This is a genomic window from Shewanella sp. SP1S1-7 (genome assembly GCF_031932105.1).
In the GTDB taxonomy this organism is placed as follows: Bacteria; Pseudomonadota; Gammaproteobacteria; order Enterobacterales; family Shewanellaceae; genus Shewanella; species Shewanella baltica.
In genome coordinates, this window is record NZ_JAUOEU010000003.1 from 52421 (window position 1) to 78134 (window position 25714).

The following is a 25714-nucleotide window of genomic DNA, read 5'->3' on the forward strand; positions in this document are numbered from 1 at the left end:
TCTACTAAAACATCCATGTTTTAGAAGGTCACTGGTGCAACAATGCTGTATTTGGTGTAACCATTGAGTGAAGAGTTATATCTGCCCTGTTTTTCGCTTATTGAGCTATTTAGAAGAAGCGAATTAATACCAATTGTCTTGTTGTGCTTGGTTAGAACAAAAATTGCTTTGAACGAATTGCCCATTCCTTGTGTCTCTGCAGCGATACTCTCCACTGCCAGGGAGAAAATCCCACGCAGTATCATAGTCGCAATAATACCCCTTGCATGAAACGTCCGAGTAATTTGACCTGCTTTGAGAAGCGACAGAGTAGTTTGAACCACCTTGCGATGCATCATAAGCGATTGCAACTACTCCTAATACAACTACCGGGAGCATAATCGTATTGAAGATACTGAATTCTTCGTTGTAAGCAAGGTCCTCCTCGCCAGTATAAAAGTTGCGACTGGTAGTACATCCTGAAACAGCAAGTGCGAGAGCAATCCCAACAACTAAGATCCTAATTCGATACAAAACAAAAGACTCCATAATAAACGGTACGGGATTCTATCGTCAGTTTAAATGTAGCTATTTGATTTAAAACAAAGAAAATGGCTTATTGGGTGGGTTTGAGTTTTAATTCGCCAGATCTCAATAGATCGACAAATATGTCGGATATTCTAAATATATTATTATTAGACGAAGATTATTTTTGCTCAATTTTAAAGCAAGTAAAAGTCCGCATTTATGTTTTATGTGTATTATCTCTGACGAGTTTAGTCGTGCGAATGGCCTATTTTGTAGCTTCTGGCAACTGTACTTCCCAATTGCCTGCCGCAGGCTTTTGCATTCTTTTATATAAGTTACACCAGTGACACGCCGTGCTTATGTTTAAATAAAATCGCTCTGAAGGCTATACTGAAACATCCATGTTTTAGAAGGTCACTGGTGCAACAATGCTGTATTTGGTGTAACCATTGAGTGAAGAGTTATGCCTGTCCAGTTTTTATCAGTTGAATGATAAATGTAATGTATCTGTTTTTGTGATTGGATTTATGGTATTTATCAAGTGTCAATATTAAATGTTTAGAGGATATATGGATATTGTAATCCCTGAGATCGCGAAAGAAAATGCAATTACTTTTGGTATTTTCTTAACTGCTGCACTGATAGGTGTCGCAATCAAGATAGTGAGAGGTCTAATTGATTTTTATGAAGATGTGCTCATTAAAAGATATTTTAAAAGACTAAATTCTCTAAAGGAGCATGTTGAAGTTGATTCTACGATTAGTAAGTATTTAAACTCATTAAGAGAATATGAAGTTTTTAGATTAGCATCAGGTATTAGAGTGGCTCCAGAGAAAGCCAAAGTTTTAATGGATATTTATATTCTGGGAGTTGCAAGTAATTTTGAACTTAAAAGAGTATCGCCTTTCCTTAAACCTGAAAATACGAAGATTTTGGTTGATGTTAACTGGATAGATAAATTGCTATTCACTTATTCGTTCATTGCAGCAATTTTTTTAATGATAGCAGGCATGTTGATTGGTTTTCCTTACTTTGTTATAGGTGGAGGGGCAGAGTCCACTACAGGTCTATTTATCATGGTAATTTTTGTGATGGTCGCAGCGATAGTAGGTAGAGACTTCAGGACATATCGTATTTTAAAGCGTGTAAGTGAAAGATTGACAGAGTTGGATATGCTTATTAATCCTGATGAAAAGATATTGTGGAGTTTTGATTATCGTTCTAATCCTTCATAAAATTTCAAAATTTTATGGCTTTTTCTATTGTTTGATCTTCTGTAGGTTAAATAATTTTCAAGACTTATGTGGAGTGATTTTTAGATTGGTTTTGTTAAGGTGATTGTTGTATATATTTGCAAGAGAGTATAAGTATTGAGTTAAATATAAATTTCTTTAAAAGTTTTATGAAATTTATGTATAAATATATGTGGTAAAATCAGGTTTTTACCACATATAACTACAGTATATTTTGCAGATATTTTACAATGTTACACCTGTGACATGCTATGAAGCCTATCCTTGTAGGCTCTACTAAAACATCCATGTTTTAGTAGGACACTGCTGCAAAAATGCTGTGTCTGGTGCAACTGTTGCGTGATAAGCTATTCTATATTGACTTTTACTTTAAACTCAAATAATTGAGTGACAGTAAAATAGCTTATAAAAACTTACCCAATAATTCAAATATTTTGTCAATTGCATTAGCAACTTGAGCAAAACATTTGACTTTATTTTCAGCATTTTTTAAAGATTCTCTTGCATCTTTTGCTTGATTAATAAGTTTTTTGATACTTTCTTGACCAATAGCATGAAGGTGTGAGTTTTGTTTAATTATTGCAGCATGATAGGCATAGATTTTATCCCCCAGTTGTTCACATTTCAATAATAGCACTTCTTCCTCTGGATCGACTATAACTGAACTGAGATAGCTTTGAAGCTCCTCGTACATGCTTTTCAACTCTAAGTATGCGGTATCGTGGTTGTTGTCCATTTATTAATCCTTAATTCTATCGCGAAATTCTTTGATATCATCGATCTGGGTCTTAGTTGATTTGAGAGCTTTCTTGAACGCATCTTTAGTTAGATCGTCATCGCTTTTTAAAGATATGACTATGGATTGGTTTAAAGTTTGAATAGCATTCAATGCAGATTCGAGCTTTAAAAATTTTGCATTTAGGCCATTTAATTTAGCTTTGATTTCATAGGCTTTTTTGTAGGCATTTATCCTTTCTTCTAAAGAATGATAGAAGGTAACACATCGCTTATCTTCACTTTCATCACAACGGTTAGGATTATTTAGTAGATACAAGCGGATCCTTAACTCTTTTTCCAATGAAACTTTAGTTGCTTCTTTCCAAGACCCTAACTCATCCCTTAATGATTTGAATGAAATTTGAATAATAGTTTCTGAATCAATTATAACTTTCTTGAGTAAGTCATACCGTATTTTCTCTGTGTAAGCTCGAGCGAGAGCATTCGCACTTGTTGATAGTAATTCAATATCTTTGGAATCAATATTATTGGATTGAGGTATTTTTGATAAAGAAATCAACGATGAGTTTAATTTTTCCGAGTATTTGTCCAACTCCTCATTTCGATCTTCCGTCGCTAGCAGGTAAATACTCTGAGAAAAAATCTGTAAATTTTGAAGTAGAGCTTCTTGACCTGTATTTTCAATTGTAGAGATGTTTAACCCTGTTTCTGTTATTCCATCCCTTGTAGCTTTTGCCAGCTCAGCATTTATTCGCGCTTCATCGGCAGATTCATATACACCCATCAGAGCTTCTTGAACCTGAGTTGATTGCTTGGCATATTCGCTGATCATGGTAATTGATTCGTTCGAGGTACAGCCAGCTAAGCAAATTACAGCAAGTGAAACTAATATATCAATTCGTAATTTTGAAACTTTTAAAATATCAAACCATGTATCCATATTTTAAACCTTCTGATTTTCTGTGAGATTTTGCACTAAGCGATACAGATGCCATATTTTGGTAGCACATCTCTGATGACTTCTAAGCGATATGTTTTTAGGGCGTCGTGAAAGAGCTTCCAATCTGAATTAAGGAATGATTCAGAGTATTGATATACCAATTTATCACCCTGCATGAAACCTGGTCCCCTTGCCAGTTCTTTCCAGCTATTCTTCCCGTTTTTATCAAAAGGTAAGTCAACTGGTGCAAATCCAAACTTTCCTTCTCGTAAACATTTAATCCATTCTTGATGGCGAATCTCGCCATCTTCATTGTCAATTGCTGAAAGGGCTTTTTCTATATTTTCAAGCTGTTCAAGTGACAATCCTGGTTGGTTTTCGATATTCATATTTAGGTCGTTACTTTTCCAACACTGTAGTGCTTTACACATCGCGTTAGCAGCTTGTAGGAATATTTTAGTATTGTCTCTTTCTACCGTTTCCCCATCGCCATTTGAGTATGTCCAAGAAGCATAAGGTCGATCTGGAAAAGATAGTGCTGCACCATGTCCAAGAGGAGAAGAGGCTGAAATTCCATCACTTAACAAATCATCTTTGATTCGTTGTAATAACGAACTAATAGGAGATTTTAGGTTATTCACTTTGTTATAGTCGTGGATAACTCCTGCAAAACCTTGGTGGGCAAAAGTGTCCGCATAAACGTGCATTGCTACTCCCATCAGTTGTGCTGCATATGGCTTGTTCCAATGTGTCGCTACCATTCTCAGCATATCTCTTGCTACAGGGCTATCGGGTTTGCAGATTAATCGATATATAAACCGGCCCTCAGGTGTCACATCTGAAGGATTCCCTTGGTTGCCAGGTAGAAAATGGAATGGTATCCAAACTAGGTGATTTGCAAGTTCTTGAGTGTTTCTATAATCCAGCATTTTGTGGGCGGATACTATGCGATCATACATTGCACCATTATCAAAGTGGATTGGTTCATCATTTGTTGCCTCATCAACATATTGCGCAGAATAAGCGACTTTCTCAGCTAGATCATGAGCAATACCTGCGTAGCGAGCAACTATATAAGTTAAAGTGTGGTGTCCATCGATTTGCATTAGTGCCTCCTGTAGGATTTCGGGAAATATTTAACACATAGTTTAGGGTTGATTAAAAATGACCTTTTGGCTTTCTCATTTTCCCGCCTCGCTTTTACTTAGGCATCTTTGGGCGACTTGGTAGATGATGGAGTCGACTTGTTGTTGGGTAAGATCTTGGGTTTTCAGTTTTGGGATCGTGCCGACTAATTGTTTGTGGTTGAGGATCGGCAGCGGCGGTTTTGACTGACTGGTGACATACCAGCCGGGGAATACTAGGACTGGGGTTGATGATACTGGTGCCCCTGTTGCCTTGGTTAACCATTGGCTGACCCACTTGGCCTGACGCTCGGCTTGTTCTATGGGTTTGGTTTCTGTCCACGAGGGGAAATTTAAGCGCCCGTCTTTGTAAAATACTTCATAGCCTTTTTTGCTAGAGCCTCCGCCATTGCCATTGGTTTGGCGTAGGTCTTTATTGCGCTTATGGCGGCCTTTGGTTTCAATTGCGAATACGCCATTTTTGCCGATTACGAGGTGGTCGATGTTAAAGCCGTCGGCTTGGACATCGTGAAACACTTGATAACCCAATGCTTGTAAGCCGATAAGCTCATTGGCTGTGGCAATTTCTGCTGTATGACCTAGGCGTAATTTGGTGAGCTTTGAAAAGAGTTTCCAGGTTTTAATACCGAAGTAAATTACTCCTATTAAACCTGTTAAGGCGAACAACCAAGGGAATTTTCCGACTGTGATATCCGCTTGGATGCTGCTGGCGGCAAATGGAAGGCAAACAATCAATAGTCCCATCATCATGCAGCCGATTAAATCTAATTGCAGATCATGGATTTGCTCTTGTAAGCCATAGGCGGGGATACGGGTCAGTTGCTCACGATCAACGGGCAGCTTGACGGTTGCATCGCGATGTTTGAGCAATACATACATCACACCCACTGTGACAAGAAGGCCAGACAGAAGTATCCCGTAGGATAAAAGAATGCTGCTGAAATCGGTCATTTACGTCCCTGAAGTAATGCGAGTCAATAGTTAACCCGATGACATAACCCGCTAATAAAATGTACTTATTATTTTGGAAAGTGGTGGCAGACTTGTCTGCTTAGAGTTTGGGCGCACATTGCTGATTTGCTTCTTCTTCCCTAAATGGCGTGCTCGATGATTGAGTTCGAGTTTGCCCTGCATTTTCCTTAAGTGGTCACACTTTTTACTTTGTGGTCACACTTTAACCCGCTCTGTGCAGTTTAATCAATGCGCTTTATCACAATTACAGGCTGGGCCTATGTTTTATGCACTTTAGTTTTCGATTTTTTGAGTTATGCTAAATGCAACATATAAATTCGCGGGCATCTCTATGTATTTTAAAAGTATCCTTGTTTCGTTGCCTTCTGTTTACGCAATTTTGTGTGTGCTTGGTTGTGGTTTTTTCGCGGACATCATTGTCGCCGCTGAGCTGCAATCGGCTCCTTTTTCTAAAGTGCTGCGTGCCGATTTTCGGCATCGTCCTCCTGAGATGGTGCTTGATGAGCAGACTAATACTATGACGAGTCCATTAAAGGATATTCTTGAGGAAGCGGCGGCTAAGGTCGGTTATCGCGTCGAATGGAGCGCGCGTCCTTTTGCACGCAGCATTCATGAGTTGCGGGTCGGAACGGTCGATATTGTGCCGCGCACCATACGAGACGATGAACGAGAGGCATTTGTACGGTTTCTTGGTCCTATCGCCACGCAAACTCGTGATATTTTGTTTCTCGTAAAAGCCGGCGAGGAAGGACGGATTAAGTCCTATGAGGATTTGTATCAGGTTACTGTAGGGGTTAAACGGGGCACAGTTTATTTTGAGCGTTTTAATACAGATCCCGCGCTACGTAAAATTGAGTCTACCGATGATGAAAACATGGCTCGCATGTTTATCATGGGGCGTTTTGACACTATGGTGGTGCTCGATCGTGCCGCCATTGAGAATGCCTTCAAGCAGCTCGGTTACGATCGTTTTAGCTATGCCGATTACCGTCAGTCGAATCGGATCGAACATTATTTTGGTATGTCCCGTAACTCTACCCATGCTGCTATTTTCGATGAACTTAATCGGGCGCTGCTTGATATGGCTGCATCGGGCCGTGTAAAACAGATTTACCAGGCTTATGGTTTAGCCGCAGAAGTAGAATAGGCAAACAAAAATGGCCAATATTAATTGGCCGTTTTTATGATCTAGCTCTTTGCAAGCTTAACGATAAAAGGCTTCAACTGTGTCTTTTACTGTGAGCAAAAGAGGTTGGCCGCGACGGTCTAATAATTCATTATGGATGGCCATTTATTTTGTCTTTATTTTGTCTGCCATTTATTTTTTTATAAACAAAATGCTTGCTGCGATAGGGATGATTTGTTATTACTGGCGCATGAAAAAAATATACGTAAGCGCAATTAACACCACCACTACCACCACGAGAATTCTCGGGGGGTAGTTTTTTGCGTCTTTAAAAAAACCCTCTGAGCGACATCGCCAGAGGGTTTTTTTATACCTTGGTTTTGTATTTCGCTCAGATTTTACTCAGATTTTACTCAGGAGAGAATGATGAAAACACATCGCGAAATTGCAGAACAACTTGACCTATTTCACTCTGAACCACAGGCGCCGGGTATGATTTTTTGGCACCCGAATGGCTGGGCGTTATTCCGAGATATTCAAGAGCACATGAGGCGCGTGTATCGCCGAAATGGTTTTGAGGAAGTGAACACGCCTGTTTTTATGAAGAAGGAGTTATGGCAAACGTCTGGGCATATGGACATGTTTGCAGAGAACATGTTTTTCGGTGGCGGAAAAGAAAACATGGGTGAATATGTTTTAAAACCTATGTCTTGTCCTGCCCATATTTTGCTGTTTAAGCGCGGGGTACATAGCCATAGAGATTTGCCACTGCGACTATTTGAGTTTGGCTTGGTGCACCGTAATGAATCCTCAGGCTCGTTAAATGGTTGCCTGCGCGCACGCCAGTTCACTCAGGATGATGCCCATGTTTTTTGCTGTTGGTCTCAGGCAGAGGAGGAGATATGTGGTTTTCTCCAGCGTGCAAAGCAGGTTTATGGTGATTACGGCTACCATAATTTAGACGTAAAAATATCGACTAAACCTGAGAAGGCATTAGGCAGCGATGAGCAATGGTGCCGAGCACAAAAGCTATTGGATTCAGCCTGCCAGATTGAGGGCTTTGATGCCGAGTATCAAGCTGGCGAAGGGGCTTTTTATGGTCCCAAAATTGAATTGTCACTGACAGATTCTATGGGAAGACGCTGGCAGTGTGGCACTATCCAGTTTGATTTCAATTTGCCTGAAAGATTCGATGTTCAGTACACAAATGAGCAAGGTGAATTCGAACGGCCAGTGATTATGCACCAAGCTATGTATGGCTCTATCGAGCGTTGGTTGGGGATTCTCTTGGAAGTCTCACAGGGTAACCTGCCGGATTGGTTGCATCCCGTGCCTGTTGCTATCGCTTCAGTGAATGAGTCAAACAGCCAATTTGTCCGTCAGTTAGCCGCACTATGTTTAGCACGAGACATGCGAGTGTTGATTGATATCAGTCAAAACTCAGTTGCCCGCAAAATGAAACGCTTTCACAAGCAAAAAGTGCCTTACATCTTAACGGTTGGGGATAAGGAAGAAGCCGAGAAGTGTGTGTCAGTTAAGTGCCGCAAAGATGGTGTGATGACTCATATCCCTCTTGCTGAATTAGCTGACTATCTTGCGGATAAACTAGTTCGAAAACAATAATATAAGGGGGATGGTGTTTGCTATTTAAGGCTAGCTAGGGTTCCCACGGCTAGCCTTTACTCATTCTATGATCCCGCTCTTTGCGCTAAGGCTTAACGATAAAAGGCTTCAACTGTGCCTTTTACTGTGAGCAAAAGAGGTTGGCCGCGACGGTCTAAGGATTTGCTTGGTACTTTTACCCAACCTTCACTGATGCAATATTCTTCGACATCAAAACGCTCTTTGCCGTTGAGCTTAATACCGATATCGTGCTCGAAAATTTCTGCCACATGGTGTGGGCTGCGTGGGTTAACGGAAAGGCGATCCGGTAAAGCAGGTAATGATGTTGTGTCGGTCATGGTCGTGATCTGTCGTTGTCTATAGTGAAAAAGCGTGCGCTATTGTAGGCAATCCCAGCGCAACGCTCAAGACTTTAACTGTGACTGATTGCGCGCCTTGCGTTAGCCAAGGTTAAGTTGTCCTGTTAGGACACTGCCGTTAGGACACTGCTGTTAGGGCAAGACTGCGCCACAGCTGGAAAAGGCTTTCAGCACTCGGCCGTTTTCTCTGCCCATGACTGAGCGCAAATAAACCTTGGCTAATGTGTCGGCATTGATTGCACTAAAACCGGGAAAATAGTCCTGATAGCTCGCTAACGACTCGCTTAATACCGTTGGGCTGACAATGTTTATTCGCTGCTGCGCAGGTAATTCGCCCGCGACGGCGGTAACAAAATGCTCAAGTGCGCCGTTTATGGTGGCGGCGCTAACGCCATCTTTTACTGGGACATCGGCGATAATGCCACTGGTTAAGGTAAAACTGCCGCCCGCATTTAAAAACTGACTGCCAATTTGCACTAACTGTATTTGCCCCAATAACTTACTTTGGAGCCCTGTATACCAGTCTGCTTGGGTCATAGCGTTGAAGGGTTTAAACACGACATCACCCATGGCCGAAATCATTGCATCGACTTTACCGATTTTTTCTAGCCCTTGATGGAGTGAATGTTCATCCCGAATGTCTATCAGGACATCCCCCGTTGTTCGCCCTACCTGAATAACTTCATGCTGAGTTGAATGAAATAAGCGGACTATGGCTTGTCCGATTGTGCCTGATGCACCCACTACGACTATTTTCATGACATGCTCCTAAATTGAATACGAATTAAGGATAGTCTGCTTAATTAAATAGAAAAAGCGCATATAATCACCACATTGTTTCGCTAATAGGTTTAATTGATGAATCTCACTCATCTGCAGTCATTTATGCTGGTTGCCAAAATGCACAGTTTTAGCGCTGCGTCTGAACAACTCGGCGCTTCTAAAGGCTTAGTGTCGCGCCATGTTAAATCCCTTGAAGATGAAATGGGTTGTCAATTACTCCACCGAACCACTCGGCGAGTATCAATGACCGAAGCAGGGCATGCGTTATATGGTAAAGCCTGCGAAATCGAGAGGCTGGCCAATGAAGCTGGACGTTTAGTGCAGGATTTAACGCAGGACTCCTGTGGCACTTTAAAATTCACCGCTCCAACGGAACTGGGCAAAAAATTGCTGAGTCCTATGCTGCTTCAGTTTATTGCTGAGTATCCTCAAGTGAAACTCGAACTGTGTTTTGAGCAGAATATTCAAGATGTTGAGTTCGGCAAGTTTGATCTCGCCTTAAGAACAAGCATTGCGCACAGCGATAATCTGATCGCCAGATATCTTGGCAGAATTCGTCATGTCTTAGTGGTTTCGCCCGCACATTCCGCAGCCGCAGAAGTTCGTCACCCTGATGATTTACGCCATTATCGTCTATTGTCTTCGGGCGAAACACAGTGGATGTTTGAACCGCTCGCGGGGGACAGTCTCACGCTCACTTTTGAGCCTGCACTGTGTAGTTCAAACTATGCCACTACACATTTGCTTACTTTGAGTGGTACAGGTATCGCTAGCCTGCCTTATTATTTGGTAGAGGAGGATATCGCTCAGCATAAACTCACTTTGCTCGTTCCCCAATGGCAATGCTATCCACATGAGTTGTATATGGTTTATGCCAAGCAGAGCCATTACCCAAAGAAGCTGCGTGATTTACAACATAAGCTACAAACTTGGTGCGAAACTCACTCAAAATATGTGGGTTAATGAGTTAAAGCGTCATCACAGCAAATCTTATCCGGCAGAGGGCAGAGCTTTTAGAATAAAGTGAGGCAGAGTACACTGCCGCGCATTGAATTTTGTATTTGAATCTAAAGTTGAGCAGGCTTTTACCCATGCAGGCATAATAGAGCGGCGATGAACCAAGCGGTATGAACGACGACATTAGTATCTCGCTGCCCTCGCTGATCCATCGAATTGGGCGGGAGGCGGTTAAACAAGCTCAAGCGATTGCAACTCAGTATGATTGTGAACTTAAGCGTGTGCGGCGTTCAAGGAATTGGTGCATAGTTGGCGCGGCGATCAAGCTCCAATCCTGCAGTGCGCATTTACAAAGTGAGCCATTGCTGACGCAGCAGTTAACGGCTAAAGATGGCCAGTTTGGCTATCTTATTAAAAAGTTGGAGTCAGCCTTGCTGCAACATGCGGACAAGCTAGAGCCCTTAGACGCTAAGTTGATTCGGCTTATCACAGACAATCCTGCGATTACCTTAGGTGAGTTGATGCAACTGACCCAATGCACTATCACAGAAGCAAGATTGGCACGTTTTCAAGCAGACTCTTGGTAGTTTGCTTGCTTTGCGTTCTCGCTATGTGCCTCTATTGCTGGGTTGCTTTTTCTAACACTTTTATTTGATTTTCAATTTGCTCGGCTTCAGCGGTCAGCATTGAGTAGGATCGAATATCGCCTTTTCTCTGTGCATGCATCGCTTCTTCAAGCTTAGCGTTGTACTGCTGAGTTAATTTTTTTAAAGGGTTTTTCTTAAAGATTGAAAACATGGCCACTTCTACTGAGTTTAGTATTTGGGTTATATACGTAGGTAACGGGATTTAAGTTTTACTTTTTTAAATTAAAAGCAGCGCCTCCAACTCTTAATCCACAATCCACAATCCACAATCCACAGCCATCGGGCTCAGCAAGGCTGGGACGTAATCCCTGTCTTGACATAAGCATATGAATCAGATTGTTAGCAGCATCAAAAATAACTTGTTAAACATATAGATAAAGCTGTATTGGCGGCTGATTTTGTTGGTATCAAGTACTTAAGGGTTAGATTATGGTTGCAGGGGATTCTCAATTAAATGCTGCAATCTGCTTGAAGCATATTTCATGTTTATGGGGAGATTATTTTTATATTTCCTATGTTCGAAAGAATGAAGTCTGTGTAGATGGGAGTTAATTTTTCTGAGTTTCCAGTCGCAGGAACAAATACACTAGTGACAACTGACGTCGCAATGGCTACAGCCGTAGGGTCTATTAACGATGTCTTATACACGGCATTTGATTCAGTGAAGCTCATGCCAGTGAATTCTGGGGTGCTATGGATAAGGATATGCAGTTTCTGGCGGTAACAGAAAATGATTAGTTAGGACATTATCATTAAACTCAAATTCGTATCTGGGTTTTATGAGATCAATGCGATTTTTTTGATTATCAAAGACAGTGATCACGGGATAGAACAGATAACGTTCATCAGTTGACGTCGATGTTACATAACTTTCAATGACTAATTTATTACTTTTTATGGGAGCCGTTATTACTTTAGCTAACGAGATATAAGATCCAAAATTTACAATGCTGGTTGTGTTCGGATACAACTGGATATTTTTATTGACAGTTCTGTCATAATTTATAGCTGTCTCTAATAATGTAGCATTGTCGATAGATATCGGAGTGATTAAACTAAAGGCGAGTTCAGCTTCGTTAAGTGACATCTTACCACTTACGCGTTTATTTACTTGGCAGCCTGAAATCATTAATATTGTCATTAGCATGAAAAATATTTGGCGTTTATCCACTGCTCCAATCCTTTAAGAGTAAATTTTATATGTTGTAAAATCCATTTTAGAATTTTTTACTGCAAGCAATATTGTAAATATGACCTGCCGGAGACCGCTGGTGTAATGAATGTGTTGAATTGTTTTTTTAAAATAAAAATGTGATTTATTATTCTAACGATTTAATTTCACAGCTGTAAAAATGTAATGCGAAATAAAATATCTGATGTGAGACTATCATAATTCATCGATAGTAATTTCACAGATTTAGTATTTCGCATTTAACAGTCATTAATTAAGCATGGGTGTATCTATTTTGGCTTCTTGGTCTATTTTGCAAGGATGTCTGTCTTGAAGACGTCCTGTTGGAATTGACTTTAACCATCCTCTAAGGGTGTGAATAACTATACGTTCACAATCTTCAGTAATTACGCTTGCACGTTCAAAAGCTAACACATCACCATCATCATAGCGAAAGTTTTTTTCAGTACTCTTTTTAATCGCTTTTTCGTTAGAACTTATTTGCAATGCGCCTAATGCTAGGGTATCTGATAGTAAATTGCGCATTGTTTCGATTAGTTTCTCCCCATTATTATTTAGCCAATAATCGGCAGGACTTTCACTCTGTATGATAGGGGACAAAATCTCGATTTGGTTTTGATATAACATGACTCGTTTCTGTGTCGCGATACTTTCATTTTTCTTATAATAAACCAGAAATTGAGTTCTTAGCGTCAGCGTATTTTGTTTTTGATTGAGCAGATAGATAGGGGTTATGTCAAGCACTATGTCATCATCGGACTGGATTTCACTATAGGGTTTTAGATGAAATCCACGAGATAATGCAATGTCTGATAGTTGTGTGATTAATGCTTGATTTGCGACATCTTTAATAAAAGGACGATAGGGGATAACTATCATGTCAGCTTCATCTTGTACCTTATTTTTCTTATTATTTTTTACAGATTCGGTAATGGCTGCGTGAGTGATCACTGCTGCAAAGAAGTCTACAGGGGTAATTGCGGGATAAAGAATACTAGTGTGATCAACATTACCTGCATTGGGTTCAGCTTTACCTATTATGATTGCAGTGCCTTCTGGTACTTTGACATAGAGCTGACTGTTTTCTTTTATTGCGATTCGATTATCTATCAGCTTTACATAACCTTTAGATGTATGTGTGCTACAAGCACATAGAATTAATAAAATACAAGATGTTAATAGAATTCTAATCATAGGATGACCACTGTTAAGAGAAAGGGAGGCAAGCCTCCCTTTATAGACTAGAGCGTTAGGTTCGCCTTGATAGCATCTTTACCTGTCGCAATGACTTCATAGAGTGAATTAGTTAGGCCTGGGAAAGTTGGTGGCTCATCCCACTCAAGATCTGAGGCTTTTCTATTACTAAAAGGTTTGTACAAAATATATTTATTGTTCGATAAATCGACAATGTATGCGACTCCTGAGAAGGATGCCACAGGGTCCATCGTTGGAATGTAAGATGAGTAAGTTCTATATGCTCCAACTTGATAGACTTCTATAACCAATAAGTAATTTATGTCTTTTGTTTTGTAGATTGAGTAGTCTCTTGGAGCTGTATTAAGTTCTTGTGACTTAGTCTTCTTTAATTCGCCAACTTCAATTTCACCTTCTAGGGCGACAGCTGATATCCCTTTTTCGAGCATTAATTGAGTAATTTCTGATTTTAAGTTTTTAATATCGTCGACAGGAATTGTTTTGAGATGGCTATCTAAAGAAGAATTTGCCGCAGATGCCGCCGCGTAGCAAAGTAGGCAATCTGCTCCTGTAATATATGTTTCAGGAACGGCAACATCAGACATAATGACGCCAACTTTAACATCCTTATTCTTAAGCATATTGGAGTCTAGTGGGACAACTGCTTGCATTTTTGTAGCGCAACCGCCCAGCAACATTGTTGCGAAAGTAAGGGCGAGAAGAATCGATTTATGGTTCATGTTATTCCTATATTTGAACATGCATTTTTGACATCAGCATGGTAATTCAAACAAGTGTATGTTGTAAAGTTAGTGTAATCATTCTGAGGTTTAATTACATTTTTCTAATTATCTGTTTTTGAATGTAATGCTGGTCGATTCATCTTTTATATAGCTGTTAGTGGATTGGATCTTACTGGATGGTATTTGATGGCTAGAATGCTTACTTCAGGTAAGTAAATATGACTATTTATCAGTTTTAAGTCAGCTGCATTATTTTCTAGCAGTTCTTAGCCGTAATTCTTAGCAGCAATCAGATGTAATCAATGCTGTAGCGAGTTTCTTTTATCGCAAGCAAGTTTTTCGTTGATCTTAATCAAGGCCCTATGTGGATAATGCGTTCACTATATTAGTTAAACTTGATGTAAATGGCGGCTAGACTTTCGCGAACCTTGAGCAGTTATCTAAACTTGCAGCGGGTCGGCAGCAAAGCGACATAGCGGCGAAGGGGAAGGGCGGAACAGTGACGAATGAAAAGCTGATTTTAACGCTGAAAATCTGCATTAGTGTGGGTATTTGTCTTATTGCGCTGGGTATTTATCTGCATAACTTTAATGAAACCGTTGAGGCGATGGGCGTGCAGGGGATTATTCTCAGTGCTATGTGTGTCGCCTTTGGCATGGCGTTGTCATTACCGACTAAGATGTATTTAACCTTTATGTTGGTTAAGCGAGAGACTGAAAAACATCAATAATTTATTCTTGTACTTGGTTTTACTCTGCGATCAATTGGCTTACTTGGTCTTCCTGTTATTCAACCTCAGTTCAAAGTCAAACCTGCTATTCAACCCACTAAGCTAAGCCGCAAATGCCCCGATTGTGGTTTTTAACATAATTAACCCAAGACTAATGGGCTAAAAACACCGATAATTCCCCCTTAATGACTCATTACCAATGACGCGACTTGGTCGATGGGCTGCTACAGACTCGCATATTTAGTGGAAATCATATTCAATGGAAATCAAAGTTAATTTTCTCGACAATCTTAGACTTGAAGCCAAGTTTGATGATTTTACCGTTACCGCCGATCAGCCGATCCGCTACAAAGGTGATGGTTCTGCTCCAAGTCCGTTTGATTATTTCTTAGCGTCGTCAGCCCTGTGTGCGGCCTATTTCGTGAAGGTGTATTGCAAAGCCCGCGATATTCCAACGGATAACATCAGACTGTCGCAGAACAATATTGTCGATCCTGAAGATCGCTACAACCAGATTTTCCAAATTCAGGTTGAATTGCCAGAAGATATTTCCGATAAAGATCGCGAAGGTATTTTGCGTTCAATTGACCGTTGTACTGTTAAAAAAGTGGTGCAAACGGGGCCAGAATTTAAGATTGAAACCGTTGAAAACCTAGACGCAGACGCCAATGCCATGCTGATGGGCCAGCCTAATGGCGCATCGAGCACCTTTATTCTGGGTAAAGATCTGCCACTGGAGCAGACCATTGCCAATATGACGGGCATGCTTGCCGATCTTGGAATGAAGATAGAGATCTCATCATGGCGCAATATCGTGCCGAACGTGTGGTCACTGCATATTCGTGACGCCGCTTCACCAATGTGTTTTACCAATGGTAAAGGCGCGACCAAGGAAAGTGCGCTGTGTTCAGCGCTCGGCGAGTTTATTGAGCGTTTGAATAATAACTTTTTCTATAATGATCAATTTTTTGGGACTGAAATCGCTAATAGCGAATTTGTGCATTACCCCAATGAAAAGTGGTTTGCGTTAGAAGAAGACGATGCGCTGCCAGCGGGTATTCTGGATGACTATTGTTTAGAGATTTACAACCCAGACGACGAGCTGTGCGGTTCGCACTTGATTGATACCAACTCAGGTAATCTTAAGCGCGGCATTTGTGCTATCCCTTATGCGCGTAAATCTGACGGTGAAACGGTTTACTTCCCATCGAACCTGATTGAAAACCTATTTTTAAGTAACGGCATGAGCGCGGGCAATAACCTGCAAGAAGCGCATGTGCAGTGTTTGTCAGAGATTTTTGAGCGTGCCGTTAAACGCCAAATTATTGAGCAAGAAATTGTTCTGCCAGATGTGCCAATGCAGGTACTTGAAAAATATCCCAGTATCCTCGCGGGCATTAACGGCTTAGAAGAGCAAGGTTTCCCAGTTGTGATCAAAGACGCTTCACTCGGCGGTCAATTCCCTGTGATGTGCGTGACCCTAATGAACCCGAAAACTGGCGGCGTGTTTGCCTCATTTGGCGCTCACCCAAGCTTTGAAGTGGCATTAGAGCGCAGCCTAACTGAATTACTGCAAGGCCGCAGTTTCGAAGGCTTAAACGACGTGCCAAAACCGACCTTTAACAGCATGGCGGTCAGCGAGCCAGAAAACTTTGTTGAGCACTTTATTGATTCAACAGGAGTGATTTCATGGCGCTTCTTTAGCAGTAAATTTGATTATGAATTTTGCGAATGGGATTTCTCTGGCACCAGCGAAGAAGAAGCCAGCAGTCTGTTTGGTATCTTAGAAGAGTTAGGTAAAGAGGTGTATATCGCTGAATTTACCGATTTAGGTGCATCGGCATGCCGTATTTTAGTACCTGATTATTCTGAAATTTATCCAGTTGATGACTTGATTTGGGATAACACCAACAAGGCGCTGGCATACCGTGAAGATATCCTAAATCTGCATTCGTTAAGCACTAAACAGCTGGTCAATTTGGTTAATCGTTTAGAAGAAAGCCAACTCGATAACTACACGGATATCCGCACCTTAATCGGCATTGTATTCGATGAAAATACCGTTTGGGGTCAGCTCACGATTATCGAGCTTAAGATCCTGATTTATTTGGCGCTCGGTGCGCACGAAGACGCGATTGAGCTAGTCGGTGAGTTCCTGCAGTTTAACGACAATACCGTTAAACGCGGCCTGTTCTACCAAGCTATGAATGCTGTATTGGAAGTGACTTTAGATAACGAGCTAGAACTTGATGATTTTATCCACAACTTCAACCGCATGTTCGGTAAAGAAGTGATGGACAATGTCGTTGGCTCAGTCACAGGTAAAGTGCGTTTTTATGGACTGACTAAGACCAGCATGCAGCTCGAAGGCATTGAGCCACATCTAAGATTGATTGAAAGCTATAAAAAGCTGCATCAAGCCCGTAAAGCTGCGAAAGACGCGAATTAATTCTGTTATTTGGCATTAGCTTAATGTGTTTAAAAGCGAACCTTAGGGTTCGCTTTTTTGTTGGCAGCCGTTGTGATTCAACCTTGTCATGAGTATTTCTAACTATAACTTGTTAAGGGCACTTTCTATGGGGTGAGCATTCGTTATTGTCATTGGTAGTTAGAACGACTTAAGTCCGCTCAGGCTGTATTTGATATCACTCGATTTTTACCGTTACGTTTCGCTTGATACAGGGCCGCATCGGCTCGTTTAAGCGTGTCTTCATAGGAAGTATCTAATGCTTCTATGCTAGCGACCCCGATACTTACGGTGGCAAACAAACCATTAACTGCATGTTGTTGCAGCGCAGAGTAAAAACAATCGCAGAGGTATTCAGCAAATTTAACTGCCTGAGATTGTTCGACACCGGGCAGGGCAATCACAAATTCATCCCCACCAAAACGATACGCGCTATCGGTTTTTCTAAATTGAGTGCGACAGGTTTCAGCAACGGCGATGATAATTTTATCGCCAGCATGGTGGCCTAACTGGTCATTGATGGACTTTAAGTGGTCTAAATCGAGGATCAAGATTGAGGTGGGCGTACGGTGGCGCTGAAAAGTGTCGAATTGAACGGTTAAGTCGCGTTCTAATCGGCGGCGATTATATAATCCTGTGAGCTGATCGGTATCGCTGAGCTGACGCAGCTGCAGTTCAAGCTCATGTCGCTGTGAGATATTACTGGCGACCCAGAGCACCACAGGCTCATCATTGACGAGAAAGTCTAGCGCTTGAATTCGTCCCTCAAACCAAATGGGTTGATCTGGGCCCGCATCGGGTAAGCCTTTGACATCTTTATTACTGAGTTCATATTCTTCAATCAGTAATGCTCGGCTAGCTAAGGCTTGTTCGATAATGCCTAAGAAGTAATTTGTTTTATCGGGGTTTAATACATCAGCAATGTACAAACCGACTAAGCCACTGCCATCGTGATAATAGCGCCCATCTTTACCGCCGAAAACTGCCACGTACCGACCACTTTTTGACAATATTAAGGCAGGATCTGGCAGTGCATCGAGGATTAACGCCATCTGTTCAATATTGATCATCAATTAAGATCCCTGTGGAAAATCACTTAACTTTATGTCTGCGTGTCCAAGTCATCATTACGAGCCGCTCTTTGGAGCTTTAGCCGCCAATTAATCCCGTTAACTCATAATAATCTAGCCGCTTTTGGTGCGAACAACAAACCATAACGACACGCCGTACAATTTATTTGTCGTTGTTATTTTGCCAAGTCGCCAGCGCGATTGATGCCACAAAGCCATTACTCGTTCTTTGTCTATCATAATGACTCTTAAGTGATGTTTTGCTTTGGCGTGTGTGCTTATGTTCAAAAAGCTCAATTATGGCGCTTAGTGGGCAGATGATTTTCGAGTAGACTCTAGAACCTGAATTGCGGTTTTAATTTTATCCAGGGATTTATAATGCATACAGCCGATGATTTTATTGAACATTTAGCACTAGAACAGCACGTTGAAGGCGGCTATTACCGCTCATCCTATCGTTCTGAAACGCCGTTTGAACAGACTCGGGCATTATGGAGCAGCATCTATTTTTTACTGCGCATGGGTGAAGTTTCCCACTTTCACCGCCTAACCGCCGATGAAATGTGGTACTTCCATGCAGGACAATCGCTCACCATTTATATGATTGCCCCTGATGGCGTGTTAACCACGGCGCAATTGGGCCTCGATTTAGCGGCGGGCGAGCGACCACAATTTTTGGTGCCTAAGGGCTGTATTTTTGGCTCGGCGATGAATCAACCCGGCTTTTCGCTCGTGGGCTGCATGGTGTCCCCCGGTTTTACCTTCGATGATTTCGAGTTATTTAGCCAAAAAACGTTACTAGCTCAATATCCACAGCACAGCGAAATCATCAAACGTCTGAGCCGCTAGGTAGAGTGAGCGCTCATTTTAAGGACTAATTTTCTGGATTGTATGTTCGTCTCTATCTCTTCAAACCTTGGTCCGCTTATGATTAATTGTAGGTTATTATGCTTACAGAATAATTAGAGTGCCAGAAGTTTAAATTGATTAAATAGTGTTCGGCTTGCTCATATATAACCTGTATTTCTGTTTATATGAATCTAGTGTAGTTTATTTTTTATTAGGGTAATTCTTTGCGTGATAATGATTTGTATGAATGGGCTAAAATAGATAATAAATTAACAGGCTGTTTCCAATTATGAATCATTGATGGAGGAATATCTGCGGCTAATAGGTCAAAAGTAGTAATTAAATTACTACTATTTAAATCATGCTATTAACCAATAACGCTGCATATTTTCATGAAAATTAATCTAGCAGTGGATAATTTTTTTAACTTTTTCGTGAAGCTTGCAACAAATGTATACAAAGTTGTTTTTGTTAACATTGGTTTCAAGTTTTTTAGGATAAATAAATTTTCACGGATGATAAGAGAGATTACAACTCTTTTTGGTATTGTGCTGTTTGTATTATGTTGTCCAGTGTATGCCAAAACTGTCTATAGATATAACTCACCTCTAGATTTTCAACGTGATTACACTACTCAAATTATTAGTGAACTAACTGATAGTCAAATCAGAATCATTGATTTTGATTCAAACATGCAGCTTTTGTCGCACAAGATTGTTACCGGGAAAAGTCTAGAATATCAATGCACAGATCGCATTATAGGTGAGCAAGCCGCAAGCCTTGGTCATGCCTATAAGTATTGGTTTAGTAATCAGTTGGATTACTGTGAAATCGACTCAAGGTCTTTTCCTTATATATATGATTTCATCGTTTCTGAGTTAATAGTTGAGCCTAGCACTATTATCTTAAACATTCCGAACGATATCCCGCCTGAACTCGAATTACCTAATGGAACACTCATTCAGCATGTATTTGAGTTGATACCTATAGCCGATTTCTCGTCCTTATACCCTGTGATTTCAAAACGATTAACGCAGAACGGAACACTCGTTGTGAAAGAAGGTAAATACACCTTCCAACTATTATTACTTTCTAAAGGAGATATGAAGTGATACAAAAAAATAACTTGAGCAAGGTCGCCATTTGTGTGGGACTCGCTTTAACATCTAGCTCAGCTATAGCTGCAAACAGTTGGTTATCACGGGTCAATACTGTCACTGAACAGCAAGACAAATCCATTGTATCAGCAAACCATATGCAATCAGTTTCAGTGATGACTTCTGATTCGTCTAACGCTGTATTCGATATTACTGTGTCTTTGCACAATAATCCTGAAGGGAGTGATCAGAAAGCCTACGAGGATATATTGGGTTATTTTGCCGATGGGGTATGTGAGCAATCGAACGGTGAACATAAGCTCGGAAAGATAAGTATTTTCAGAGAAAATAAGCATAGATCTAAATCGGACATTATTTGGGGCGAGCGTGAATGGCCGCGAGCAAATACCGCGGGCTTTGGTGCCAATGGTATGCATATTTGGTTTGGAGATGTTTTTCCAAATGGTGCAGGGCAAGGCAAAGATCACAATATGCTCACCGATACCCTAGGCTCTGGCTACACCTTAGCCCACGAGTGGGGACACTATGCCTATGGTGTGTATGACGAGTATAAAGGTAACGCGGTTTCCGGTGCAGCTAATGCAACGCTCACCACTGACGTGGCTACTGATTCCATTATGAGTAATCAATGGCAAGCAAGAAACGGTGATATGAAATGGTTGAATCATTCAACTGCGAGCAATATTGGTGATGTAAACCGTACCGCACAGGGACGAGTGTATGGTAAGAGTGCTTGGGAAGTGCTTACTCAAGACGTTAAAGACGACCCTAAATCTGGGCGGAAAACGGCTCAGCCAACTCGTACTCGATATACTACTTTGGCGAATAATGCGCCAGATGCTAATAATCCGGTAAAGAAAGAGTTACCCGCAGCGCAGTTTAGTTGTCGTGATCAGCTTGATTTTGTTTGGGTTGAAGGCGATATCGATATGCAGATTGTCATGGACCGTTCGGGTAGCATGTCTGGTTCACCTATCGATAACGCCAAGCAAGCCGCTAAAATACTTGTTGATGCGACTGCGGAAGGCAGTACTGCGATGGGATTAGTTTCATTCTCAGGCCGTTCGAGTGTTGAGCAAGATTTTGCGATGCAAAAATTGCCTAAGCCAGATAACGGTGTTAAACAAGCTTTGAAAGGTGCAATTGATAATATTTATGCCTATGGTTCAACGGCATTGTTCGATGGCAGTCAGTTAGCACTTGATAATTTATCTGCTTATCAGGCTTCGGCGGCAAGTGGCGCACCAGGTGTCGTTTTTGTGCTTGCTGATGGTGACGATAATAATTCTATAAAATCAGAATCCTCGGTCATCACTGCCTATCAAAATGCCAATGTACCAATTTTTAGTTTCGGTTATGGCTCAGCTTCGCCAACGGGTCCTTTAGTGACAATGGCCAATGCAACAGGCGGAAAATACTTTTCTTCACCAACAACGTTAGCCGAAATTATCGATGCTTTTTTACAAGCAAATGCCATTGCCACTGATAACCAAAACTTAGTGTCATCAACGCTTAATATTGCAAGTGGCACGGGTGCAACCCAGAGTATTTATATCGATTCTGGTTTAGATAATGTCAATATTTTCGTAAACCATAAAGGCGGCGCTTCTGACCTGCAACTCACGCTAAAAGATGCTTCAGGTCATAATGTCAATGGCGTAACTTTCGATTGTTTACCTGTGTCTGGAGGGCAATCTTGTAGCGTCAATGTCCCTAATAGTCTTGTTGCCTCACTTGGTCATGGTGAGTGGCAACTTGAGTTAATAAACACAAATGCAAATCGTGCGCTAGATGCGACGGTCAATGTCAGTGCAGAGCCAAGTCTAGCGGGAAGTTATACTGTCTCTGTTGAGGGATTTGCTGGTAATGCTGTAAGTTACCCAAGCCCGATGATTTTAACGACTGCGTTAACCAAAGATAAACTTATCACTGGTGCTAATGTCATCGCTACGATCAAGGACCCAATGGACAACACGACCAACTTGGAAATGTTTGATAATGGCCAAGGCGGTGATGCGGTTGCAGGTGATGGTATTTACTCCGCCGTTGCACCATACAATCAGAATGGTATTTATCAAGTCGAAGTGAATGTTGATAACAAAGAAAGCAAGGCTAAATATACTGCCACAGGCCTATTTACACCCACATTAGACGGCTCTGAGCCAGTACAAGAAGCTTTACCTGCCATAACGGAGAATTTTGTACGTATTGCGAAAACCTCATTGGTTGTGAGCAATGTGCCTTATTTTGACAGTGATGGTAGCTATATCACCGCAATTAAACTCGATACGACCAATGCTGGTATCAATGGAGTGATTGACAGTGCTGGCGATCTTGATTTCTATGTCTTAGAAAACATAGATATGAGCAAAGACCTCGTGGTACGTGTGACAGACTCTAGCTTAGGTATGAAGCCAAAGTTAACCGTTTACAAATCAGACGCGTCTACGACAATTGTTGATAATGTTACCCTAGCAACAAATCCATCAGCGACAAACTATGTATTTTCAAAGCTAGCTAAGTCTGAATTGGAATCGACTTTATATGTTGTCGTTAGCCACGAAGATGACACAGCTGTTACGGGAGGATACCAAGTGAGTGCGGGTGAGCCTTTAAACACTGACGTCCCGCCGAACAATGTGCCAGTAGCCAACTCGGATGCTATGACAATTTGGGCTGGCCAAAAAGTGACAATTTCACCTTTGGCAAATGATACGGATGCAGATGGTGATACTTTAGTGATCGATAGCGTTACTACTGGATCTACTAAGGGGACTGTTGCGGTTTCGGGCAATGTTATCAGTTATGACTCAGGTAGTGCCTTTGCAAATGAAACACCAGGCTCAACCGTATTAGATAGCTTTGCTTACATCATTACCGATAACAAAGGTGGCTTTGCTGAAGCTACAGTTGGTGTCAGTGTAAAAATTAATACACCGCCAACAGCAACGCCTGATGCTATCAGTGTCAATGAGAATGCGACTGTTACAATATCGCCGTTAACGAATGACACTGATGCCGATGGTCATACTTTTACCCTCACGGCTAAACAAGCTAGCCTGAAAGGTAAGCTGACAGATAATGGCGATGGTACGTTTATCTACGATCCTAACGGTCAGTTTAATGATTTGGCCAAAGGTGAAACGGCCAATGAAGTATTTAGTTACACCATCACAGATGAAATTGGCGCGACAAGCACAACTGAAGTGACTATTAGCGTTGTTGGTCTTAATGCGGCTCCTGTTGCTGTCGCTGACACAGCGGTAACGACTAAGTCGGGCAACATACAAATTGCCTTACTTGCAAATGATACCGATGTTGATGGAGACACGCTTACTATCACAGCTATTGATGTTGGCTCTTTGAAGGGCAAGGTCACCAATAACAATGATGGTACTGTGACTTATAGTCCTAATGGACAATTTGGTCATCTATATCAAGGTCAATCTGCAACTGAGACTTTTAGTTATACCATCTCAGATGGTGATGCTGAAATGAAGGCATCTGTTACAGTGACGATCAATGGTGAAGGTCAAGCGCCGGTAGAACCTGAAAAAGAAGGTTCTTCAGGTGGTAGCTTGTCATGGCTATCATTGCTACTTGCACCATTAGCGTTTAGCCGCCGTCGAGTTAAATAAGACGGCATAGTGCGCAATAAAAAAGCAAGCTTAACCGCTTGCTTTTTTATTTTCTTAAATTCAGTCAACTCGGTTTGAGGTTCAGTATTTAAAGTGAAAGCTTTACCTTCCAGCTCCGCGTGTTTGCTATTCAAAACAGCGCGACAAAGATGTTATTTTCTAGCAAAATAGGCCAATTTTTTGTCTTAAATACAGCAATTTGGTGAGTTAAATGGCGCGTAAGGGAAAGGGTGAAAGCGAGTCGTATCGCAAGTTTATAGATGAACAGGCAAAGCAAGCTTATGAAGATCTTGTTAAAAACCAATCACCTAAAAAGGCATTTCTAGGGGCATTACTTGGTGTTTTCTTAGGTTTAGCCTTACTTATTCTCTTTGTTTGGAATGGGTTAGTGTTTTATTGGATGCTCTTTGTTCCTGCGGCCGTTATTGGTTACTTGGCCTGCAAATTTGGGAAAATCTATGAGAGTAAGTATGCAAACATGGTGGGTGTGATTGGGCTACTAACCAATGGCATTGCCGTCATGACCCTGTATAACTTTGAAGCTCTTGCCTTATCATCTATTCCCATTAGCTTTTTTGTGACTCGGTATTTCGCCAAACTGAAATTGACTGAAGCACAGGAGAAGGGGATCTGGCGTAAGGAAATAGGTCAGTTGTAGCGAGTACTCAAAGTTAACGCCTGTGGTCTGTTTGGCGTGGTCAGCCGAGCTGACCACAATTATACCTTTCAGCCGTAAAACGCTACTCAGTGTCGTTAAATTTGGCTCAATAGTAAGATATCCCCGCGACAAGGCTTGTCTATTGGCGTTTAACCACGTAAAACAGGCTTTTTGGCGTACCTCTATGTACCAAGTGTTAGGAGTAATTGAATTTGGAACACTTAGTGTGGGAGCTCGATCCTGTATTAATCTCGTTTATGGGACTAAAAATACATTGGTATGGAGTTTTGTTTGCTGTTGCCATCACTGCTGGTTTTCAGGTGATGAAGCGGATTTATATCAAGGAAAATCTCGATGTCGAGTCCCTTGATAATCTGCTGATTTATTGTGTGGTTGGCATCATAGTGGGCGCGCGTTTGGCCCATTGTATTTTTTATGATCCGGCTTATTACTTTGCCCATCCGCTGAAGATTTTGGCGATTTGGGAAGGTGGGCTCGCCAGCCACGGTGGGGGGTTAGGGGCGATTCTGGCGCTGTATTATTACCAACGCAAAGTGAAGCTGCCCTTCCTGTTTTTGTTGGATAGACTTGCGATCGCCACCGCCATTTTTGGCTTTTTTGTGCGTATGGCTAACTTTGCCAACTCAGAGATTTTAGGCGATCCAACGACTCAACCTTGGGGCATTATATTTGCCCGTGTTGATATGTTGCCAAGGCATCCGGCGCAGCTTTATGAGGCTTTTGCCTATTTGGCCATCTTTGTCGCGCTTTATGCTCTGTATCAATTTACGCAGATTAAACAACGGCATGGCGCGATTTTTGGCCTGTTTCTGGTGTCGGTATTTAGTGCGCGAATTGCGATTGAATCGATTAAAGTCAGCCAAGCGGCTTACTCTGAATCAGTGCTAAGTGCGGGGCAACTGCTCAGCTTACCGTTTTTAGCCGTAGGTATAGTCTTGTTGTTTTTGGCGTATCGAAAAAAAGCCGTTTAAGTCAGAATATCAA

At 41.5% G+C, this 25714-nt stretch carries 24 protein-coding genes and 1 pseudogene; 12 read left to right on the forward strand and 13 right to left on the reverse strand.

Annotated features, from left to right (window positions below; translation table 11 throughout):
• Positions 1–20: 20 nt before the first annotated feature.
• Positions 21–338, reverse strand: coding sequence for a hypothetical protein (locus tag Q4Q49_RS03545; protein WP_311998654.1), 318 nt, complete (start codon positions 336–338; stop codon positions 21–23).
• A 738-nt stretch (positions 339–1076) separates the two neighbouring features.
• Between Q4Q49_RS03545 and Q4Q49_RS03550 the strand changes: the two genes are divergently transcribed.
• The gene (locus tag Q4Q49_RS03550; RefSeq protein WP_311890182.1) at positions 1077–1742 is read left to right on the forward strand and encodes a hypothetical protein; all 666 of its coding nucleotides are present in this window, start codon (positions 1077–1079) and stop codon (positions 1740–1742) included.
• A gap of 421 nt (positions 1743–2163) precedes the next feature.
• On the opposite strand, the gene Q4Q49_RS03555 is transcribed toward Q4Q49_RS03550, so the two are convergent.
• From Q4Q49_RS03555 to Q4Q49_RS03570, 4 genes are all read right to left on the reverse strand, one after another.
• Entirely contained in the window at positions 2164–2496 is a 333-nt protein-coding gene (locus Q4Q49_RS03555; protein WP_311890183.1) for a hypothetical protein, read from the reverse strand.
• Positions 2497–2499: 3 nt separating this feature from the next.
• The gene (locus Q4Q49_RS03560; RefSeq protein WP_311890184.1) at positions 2500–3438 is read right to left on the reverse strand and encodes a hypothetical protein; all 939 of its coding nucleotides are present in this window, start codon (positions 3436–3438) and stop codon (positions 2500–2502) included.
• A 35-nt stretch (positions 3439–3473) separates the two neighbouring features.
• The gene (locus tag Q4Q49_RS03565; protein WP_311890185.1) at positions 3474–4544 is read right to left on the reverse strand and encodes a DUF6765 family protein; all 1071 of its coding nucleotides are present in this window, start codon (positions 4542–4544) and stop codon (positions 3474–3476) included.
• 75 nt (positions 4545–4619) lie between these two features.
• Positions 4620–5534 (reverse strand): nuclease-related domain-containing protein, encoded by a 915-nt coding sequence (locus Q4Q49_RS03570; protein ID WP_311890186.1) that lies wholly within the window; start codon positions 5532–5534, stop codon positions 4620–4622.
• Between the two features lie 352 nt (positions 5535–5886).
• Here Q4Q49_RS03570 and Q4Q49_RS03575 point away from each other — a divergent pair, with 352 nt between their 5' ends.
• Positions 5887–6702: an ABC transporter substrate-binding protein gene (locus Q4Q49_RS03575; RefSeq protein WP_311890187.1), complete on the forward strand. Its 816-nt coding sequence runs from the start codon at positions 5887–5889 to the stop codon at positions 6700–6702.
• 57 nt (positions 6703–6759) lie between these two features.
• Here the strand turns inward: Q4Q49_RS03575 and Q4Q49_RS03580 are convergent.
• A pseudogene (locus Q4Q49_RS03580) lies at positions 6760–6828 on the reverse strand (DUF3297 domain-containing protein); the annotation flags it as partial.
• Positions 6829–7065: 237 nt separating this feature from the next.
• On the opposite strand from Q4Q49_RS03580, the gene thrS reads away from it, so the two are divergent.
• Positions 7066–8304 carry a threonine--tRNA ligase gene (gene thrS / locus Q4Q49_RS03585; RefSeq protein ID WP_311998728.1) on the forward strand — a complete coding sequence of 413 codons (1239 nt, stop codon included), beginning with the start codon at positions 7066–7068 and terminating at the stop codon, positions 8302–8304.
• A 92-nt stretch (positions 8305–8396) separates the two neighbouring features.
• Here the strand turns inward: thrS and Q4Q49_RS03590 are convergent, their stop codons facing one another.
• The gene (locus Q4Q49_RS03590; protein ID WP_006080205.1) at positions 8397–8642 is read right to left on the reverse strand and encodes a DUF3297 family protein; all 246 of its coding nucleotides are present in this window, start codon (positions 8640–8642) and stop codon (positions 8397–8399) included.
• A gap of 153 nt (positions 8643–8795) precedes the next feature.
• The gene (locus Q4Q49_RS03595; RefSeq protein WP_311998655.1) at positions 8796–9422 is read right to left on the reverse strand and encodes a short chain dehydrogenase; all 627 of its coding nucleotides are present in this window, start codon (positions 9420–9422) and stop codon (positions 8796–8798) included.
• A 99-nt stretch (positions 9423–9521) separates the two neighbouring features.
• Between Q4Q49_RS03595 and Q4Q49_RS03600 the strand changes: the two genes are divergently transcribed.
• Positions 9522–10409: a LysR family transcriptional regulator gene (locus tag Q4Q49_RS03600; protein WP_311998656.1), complete on the forward strand. Its 888-nt coding sequence runs from the start codon at positions 9522–9524 to the stop codon at positions 10407–10409.
• A gap of 164 nt (positions 10410–10573) precedes the next feature.
• A complete protein-coding gene (locus Q4Q49_RS03605) occupies positions 10574–10990 on the forward strand; it encodes a ribosome recycling factor family protein (protein ID WP_311998657.1) in 417 nt (138 codons plus the stop codon).
• Positions 10991–11021: 31 nt separating this feature from the next.
• On the opposite strand, the gene Q4Q49_RS03610 is transcribed toward Q4Q49_RS03605, so the two are convergent.
• The 4 genes from Q4Q49_RS03610 to Q4Q49_RS03625 form a co-directional block, all read right to left on the reverse strand.
• Entirely contained in the window at positions 11022–11201 is a 180-nt protein-coding gene (locus Q4Q49_RS03610) for a DUF6435 family protein (protein ID WP_226058193.1), read from the reverse strand.
• A 540-nt stretch (positions 11202–11741) separates the two neighbouring features.
• Positions 11742–12221, reverse strand: a complete 480-nt coding sequence (locus Q4Q49_RS03615) for a hypothetical protein (RefSeq protein WP_311998658.1) — start codon at positions 12219–12221, stop codon at positions 11742–11744.
• A 270-nt stretch (positions 12222–12491) separates the two neighbouring features.
• Positions 12492–13436 carry a hypothetical protein gene (locus Q4Q49_RS03620; protein ID WP_311998659.1) on the reverse strand — a complete coding sequence of 315 codons (945 nt, stop codon included), beginning with the start codon at positions 13434–13436 and terminating at the stop codon, positions 12492–12494.
• Positions 13437–13483: 47 nt separating this feature from the next.
• Positions 13484–14176: a hypothetical protein gene (locus Q4Q49_RS03625; protein WP_310801792.1), complete on the reverse strand. Its 693-nt coding sequence runs from the start codon at positions 14174–14176 to the stop codon at positions 13484–13486.
• A gap of 502 nt (positions 14177–14678) precedes the next feature.
• Between Q4Q49_RS03625 and Q4Q49_RS03630 the strand changes: the two genes are divergently transcribed.
• A complete protein-coding gene (locus tag Q4Q49_RS03630) occupies positions 14679–14909 on the forward strand; it encodes a hypothetical protein (protein ID WP_259577923.1) in 231 nt (76 codons plus the stop codon).
• 259 nt (positions 14910–15168) lie between these two features.
• On the forward strand, positions 15169–17358 hold the full coding sequence (locus Q4Q49_RS03635; RefSeq protein ID WP_311998660.1) for an OsmC domain/YcaO domain-containing protein: 2190 nt from the start codon (positions 15169–15171) through the stop codon (positions 17356–17358).
• A 179-nt stretch (positions 17359–17537) separates the two neighbouring features.
• On the opposite strand, the gene Q4Q49_RS03640 is transcribed toward Q4Q49_RS03635, so the two are convergent.
• Positions 17538–18446 carry a sensor domain-containing diguanylate cyclase gene (locus tag Q4Q49_RS03640; protein ID WP_006080211.1) on the reverse strand — a complete coding sequence of 303 codons (909 nt, stop codon included), beginning with the start codon at positions 18444–18446 and terminating at the stop codon, positions 17538–17540.
• Positions 18447–18824: 378 nt separating this feature from the next.
• Here Q4Q49_RS03640 and Q4Q49_RS03645 point away from each other — a divergent pair, with 378 nt between their 5' ends.
• The 5 genes from Q4Q49_RS03645 to lgt all read left to right on the forward strand — a co-directional run bounded on the left by Q4Q49_RS03645 (position 18825) and on the right by lgt (position 25701).
• Positions 18825–19295 carry a cupin domain-containing protein gene (locus tag Q4Q49_RS03645; RefSeq protein WP_311998661.1) on the forward strand — a complete coding sequence of 157 codons (471 nt, stop codon included), beginning with the start codon at positions 18825–18827 and terminating at the stop codon, positions 19293–19295.
• A gap of 392 nt (positions 19296–19687) precedes the next feature.
• On the forward strand, positions 19688–20407 hold the full coding sequence (locus Q4Q49_RS03650; RefSeq protein ID WP_311998662.1) for a hypothetical protein: 720 nt from the start codon (positions 19688–19690) through the stop codon (positions 20405–20407).
• Complete coding sequence (locus tag Q4Q49_RS03655; RefSeq protein ID WP_311998663.1) at positions 20404–24051, forward strand: Ig-like domain-containing protein; 3648 nt, start codon at positions 20404–20406, stop codon at positions 24049–24051. The genes Q4Q49_RS03650 and Q4Q49_RS03655 overlap by 4 nt, the downstream gene beginning before the upstream one ends.
• Positions 24052–24262: 211 nt before the next feature.
• Positions 24263–24709, forward strand: coding sequence for a hypothetical protein (locus tag Q4Q49_RS03660; protein WP_006084117.1), 447 nt, complete (start codon positions 24263–24265; stop codon positions 24707–24709).
• Between the two features lie 212 nt (positions 24710–24921).
• Positions 24922–25701, forward strand: coding sequence for a prolipoprotein diacylglyceryl transferase (gene lgt, locus Q4Q49_RS03665; protein WP_006080213.1), 780 nt, complete (start codon positions 24922–24924; stop codon positions 25699–25701).
• Positions 25702–25714: the final 13 nt, after the last annotated feature.

What these genes read in the sequence shown, in the direction of transcription:
- Q4Q49_RS03545 (WP_311998654.1), bottom strand. Translation starts at nt 338, where the DNA reads ATGATGCATCGCAAGGTGGTTCAAACTACTCTGTCGCTTCTCAAAGCA.
- Q4Q49_RS03550 (WP_311890182.1), top strand. Translation starts at nt 1,077, where the DNA reads ATGGATATTGTAATCCCTGAGATCGCGAAAGAAAATGCAATTACTTTT.
- Q4Q49_RS03555 (WP_311890183.1), bottom strand. Translation starts at nt 2,496, where the DNA reads ATGGACAACAACCACGATACCGCATACTTAGAGTTGAAAAGCATGTAC.
- Q4Q49_RS03560 (WP_311890184.1), bottom strand. Translation starts at nt 3,438, where the DNA reads ATGGATACATGGTTTGATATTTTAAAAGTTTCAAAATTACGAATTGAT.
- Q4Q49_RS03565 (WP_311890185.1), bottom strand. Translation starts at nt 4,544, where the DNA reads ATGCAAATCGATGGACACCACACTTTAACTTATATAGTTGCTCGCTAC.
- Q4Q49_RS03570 (WP_311890186.1), bottom strand. Translation starts at nt 5,534, where the DNA reads ATGACCGATTTCAGCAGCATTCTTTTATCCTACGGGATACTTCTGTCT.
- Q4Q49_RS03575 (WP_311890187.1), top strand. Translation starts at nt 5,887, where the DNA reads ATGTATTTTAAAAGTATCCTTGTTTCGTTGCCTTCTGTTTACGCAATT.
- Q4Q49_RS03590 (WP_006080205.1), bottom strand. Translation starts at nt 8,642, where the DNA reads ATGACCGACACAACATCATTACCTGCTTTACCGGATCGCCTTTCCGTT.
- Q4Q49_RS03595 (WP_311998655.1), bottom strand. Translation starts at nt 9,422, where the DNA reads ATGAAAATAGTCGTAGTGGGTGCATCAGGCACAATCGGACAAGCCATA.
- Q4Q49_RS03600 (WP_311998656.1), top strand. Translation starts at nt 9,522, where the DNA reads ATGAATCTCACTCATCTGCAGTCATTTATGCTGGTTGCCAAAATGCAC.
- Q4Q49_RS03605 (WP_311998657.1), top strand. Translation starts at nt 10,574, where the DNA reads ATGAACGACGACATTAGTATCTCGCTGCCCTCGCTGATCCATCGAATT.
- Q4Q49_RS03610 (WP_226058193.1), bottom strand. Translation starts at nt 11,201, where the DNA reads ATGTTTTCAATCTTTAAGAAAAACCCTTTAAAAAAATTAACTCAGCAG.
- Q4Q49_RS03620 (WP_311998659.1), bottom strand. Translation starts at nt 13,436, where the DNA reads ATGATTAGAATTCTATTAACATCTTGTATTTTATTAATTCTATGTGCT.
- Q4Q49_RS03625 (WP_310801792.1), bottom strand. Translation starts at nt 14,176, where the DNA reads ATGAACCATAAATCGATTCTTCTCGCCCTTACTTTCGCAACAATGTTG.
- Q4Q49_RS03635 (WP_311998660.1), top strand. Translation starts at nt 15,169, where the DNA reads ATGGAAATCAAAGTTAATTTTCTCGACAATCTTAGACTTGAAGCCAAG.
- Q4Q49_RS03640 (WP_006080211.1), bottom strand. Translation starts at nt 18,446, where the DNA reads ATGATCAATATTGAACAGATGGCGTTAATCCTCGATGCACTGCCAGAT.
- Q4Q49_RS03645 (WP_311998661.1), top strand. Translation starts at nt 18,825, where the DNA reads ATGCATACAGCCGATGATTTTATTGAACATTTAGCACTAGAACAGCAC.
- Q4Q49_RS03650 (WP_311998662.1), top strand. Translation starts at nt 19,688, where the DNA reads ATGAAAATTAATCTAGCAGTGGATAATTTTTTTAACTTTTTCGTGAAG.
- Q4Q49_RS03660 (WP_006084117.1), top strand. Translation starts at nt 24,263, where the DNA reads ATGGCGCGTAAGGGAAAGGGTGAAAGCGAGTCGTATCGCAAGTTTATA.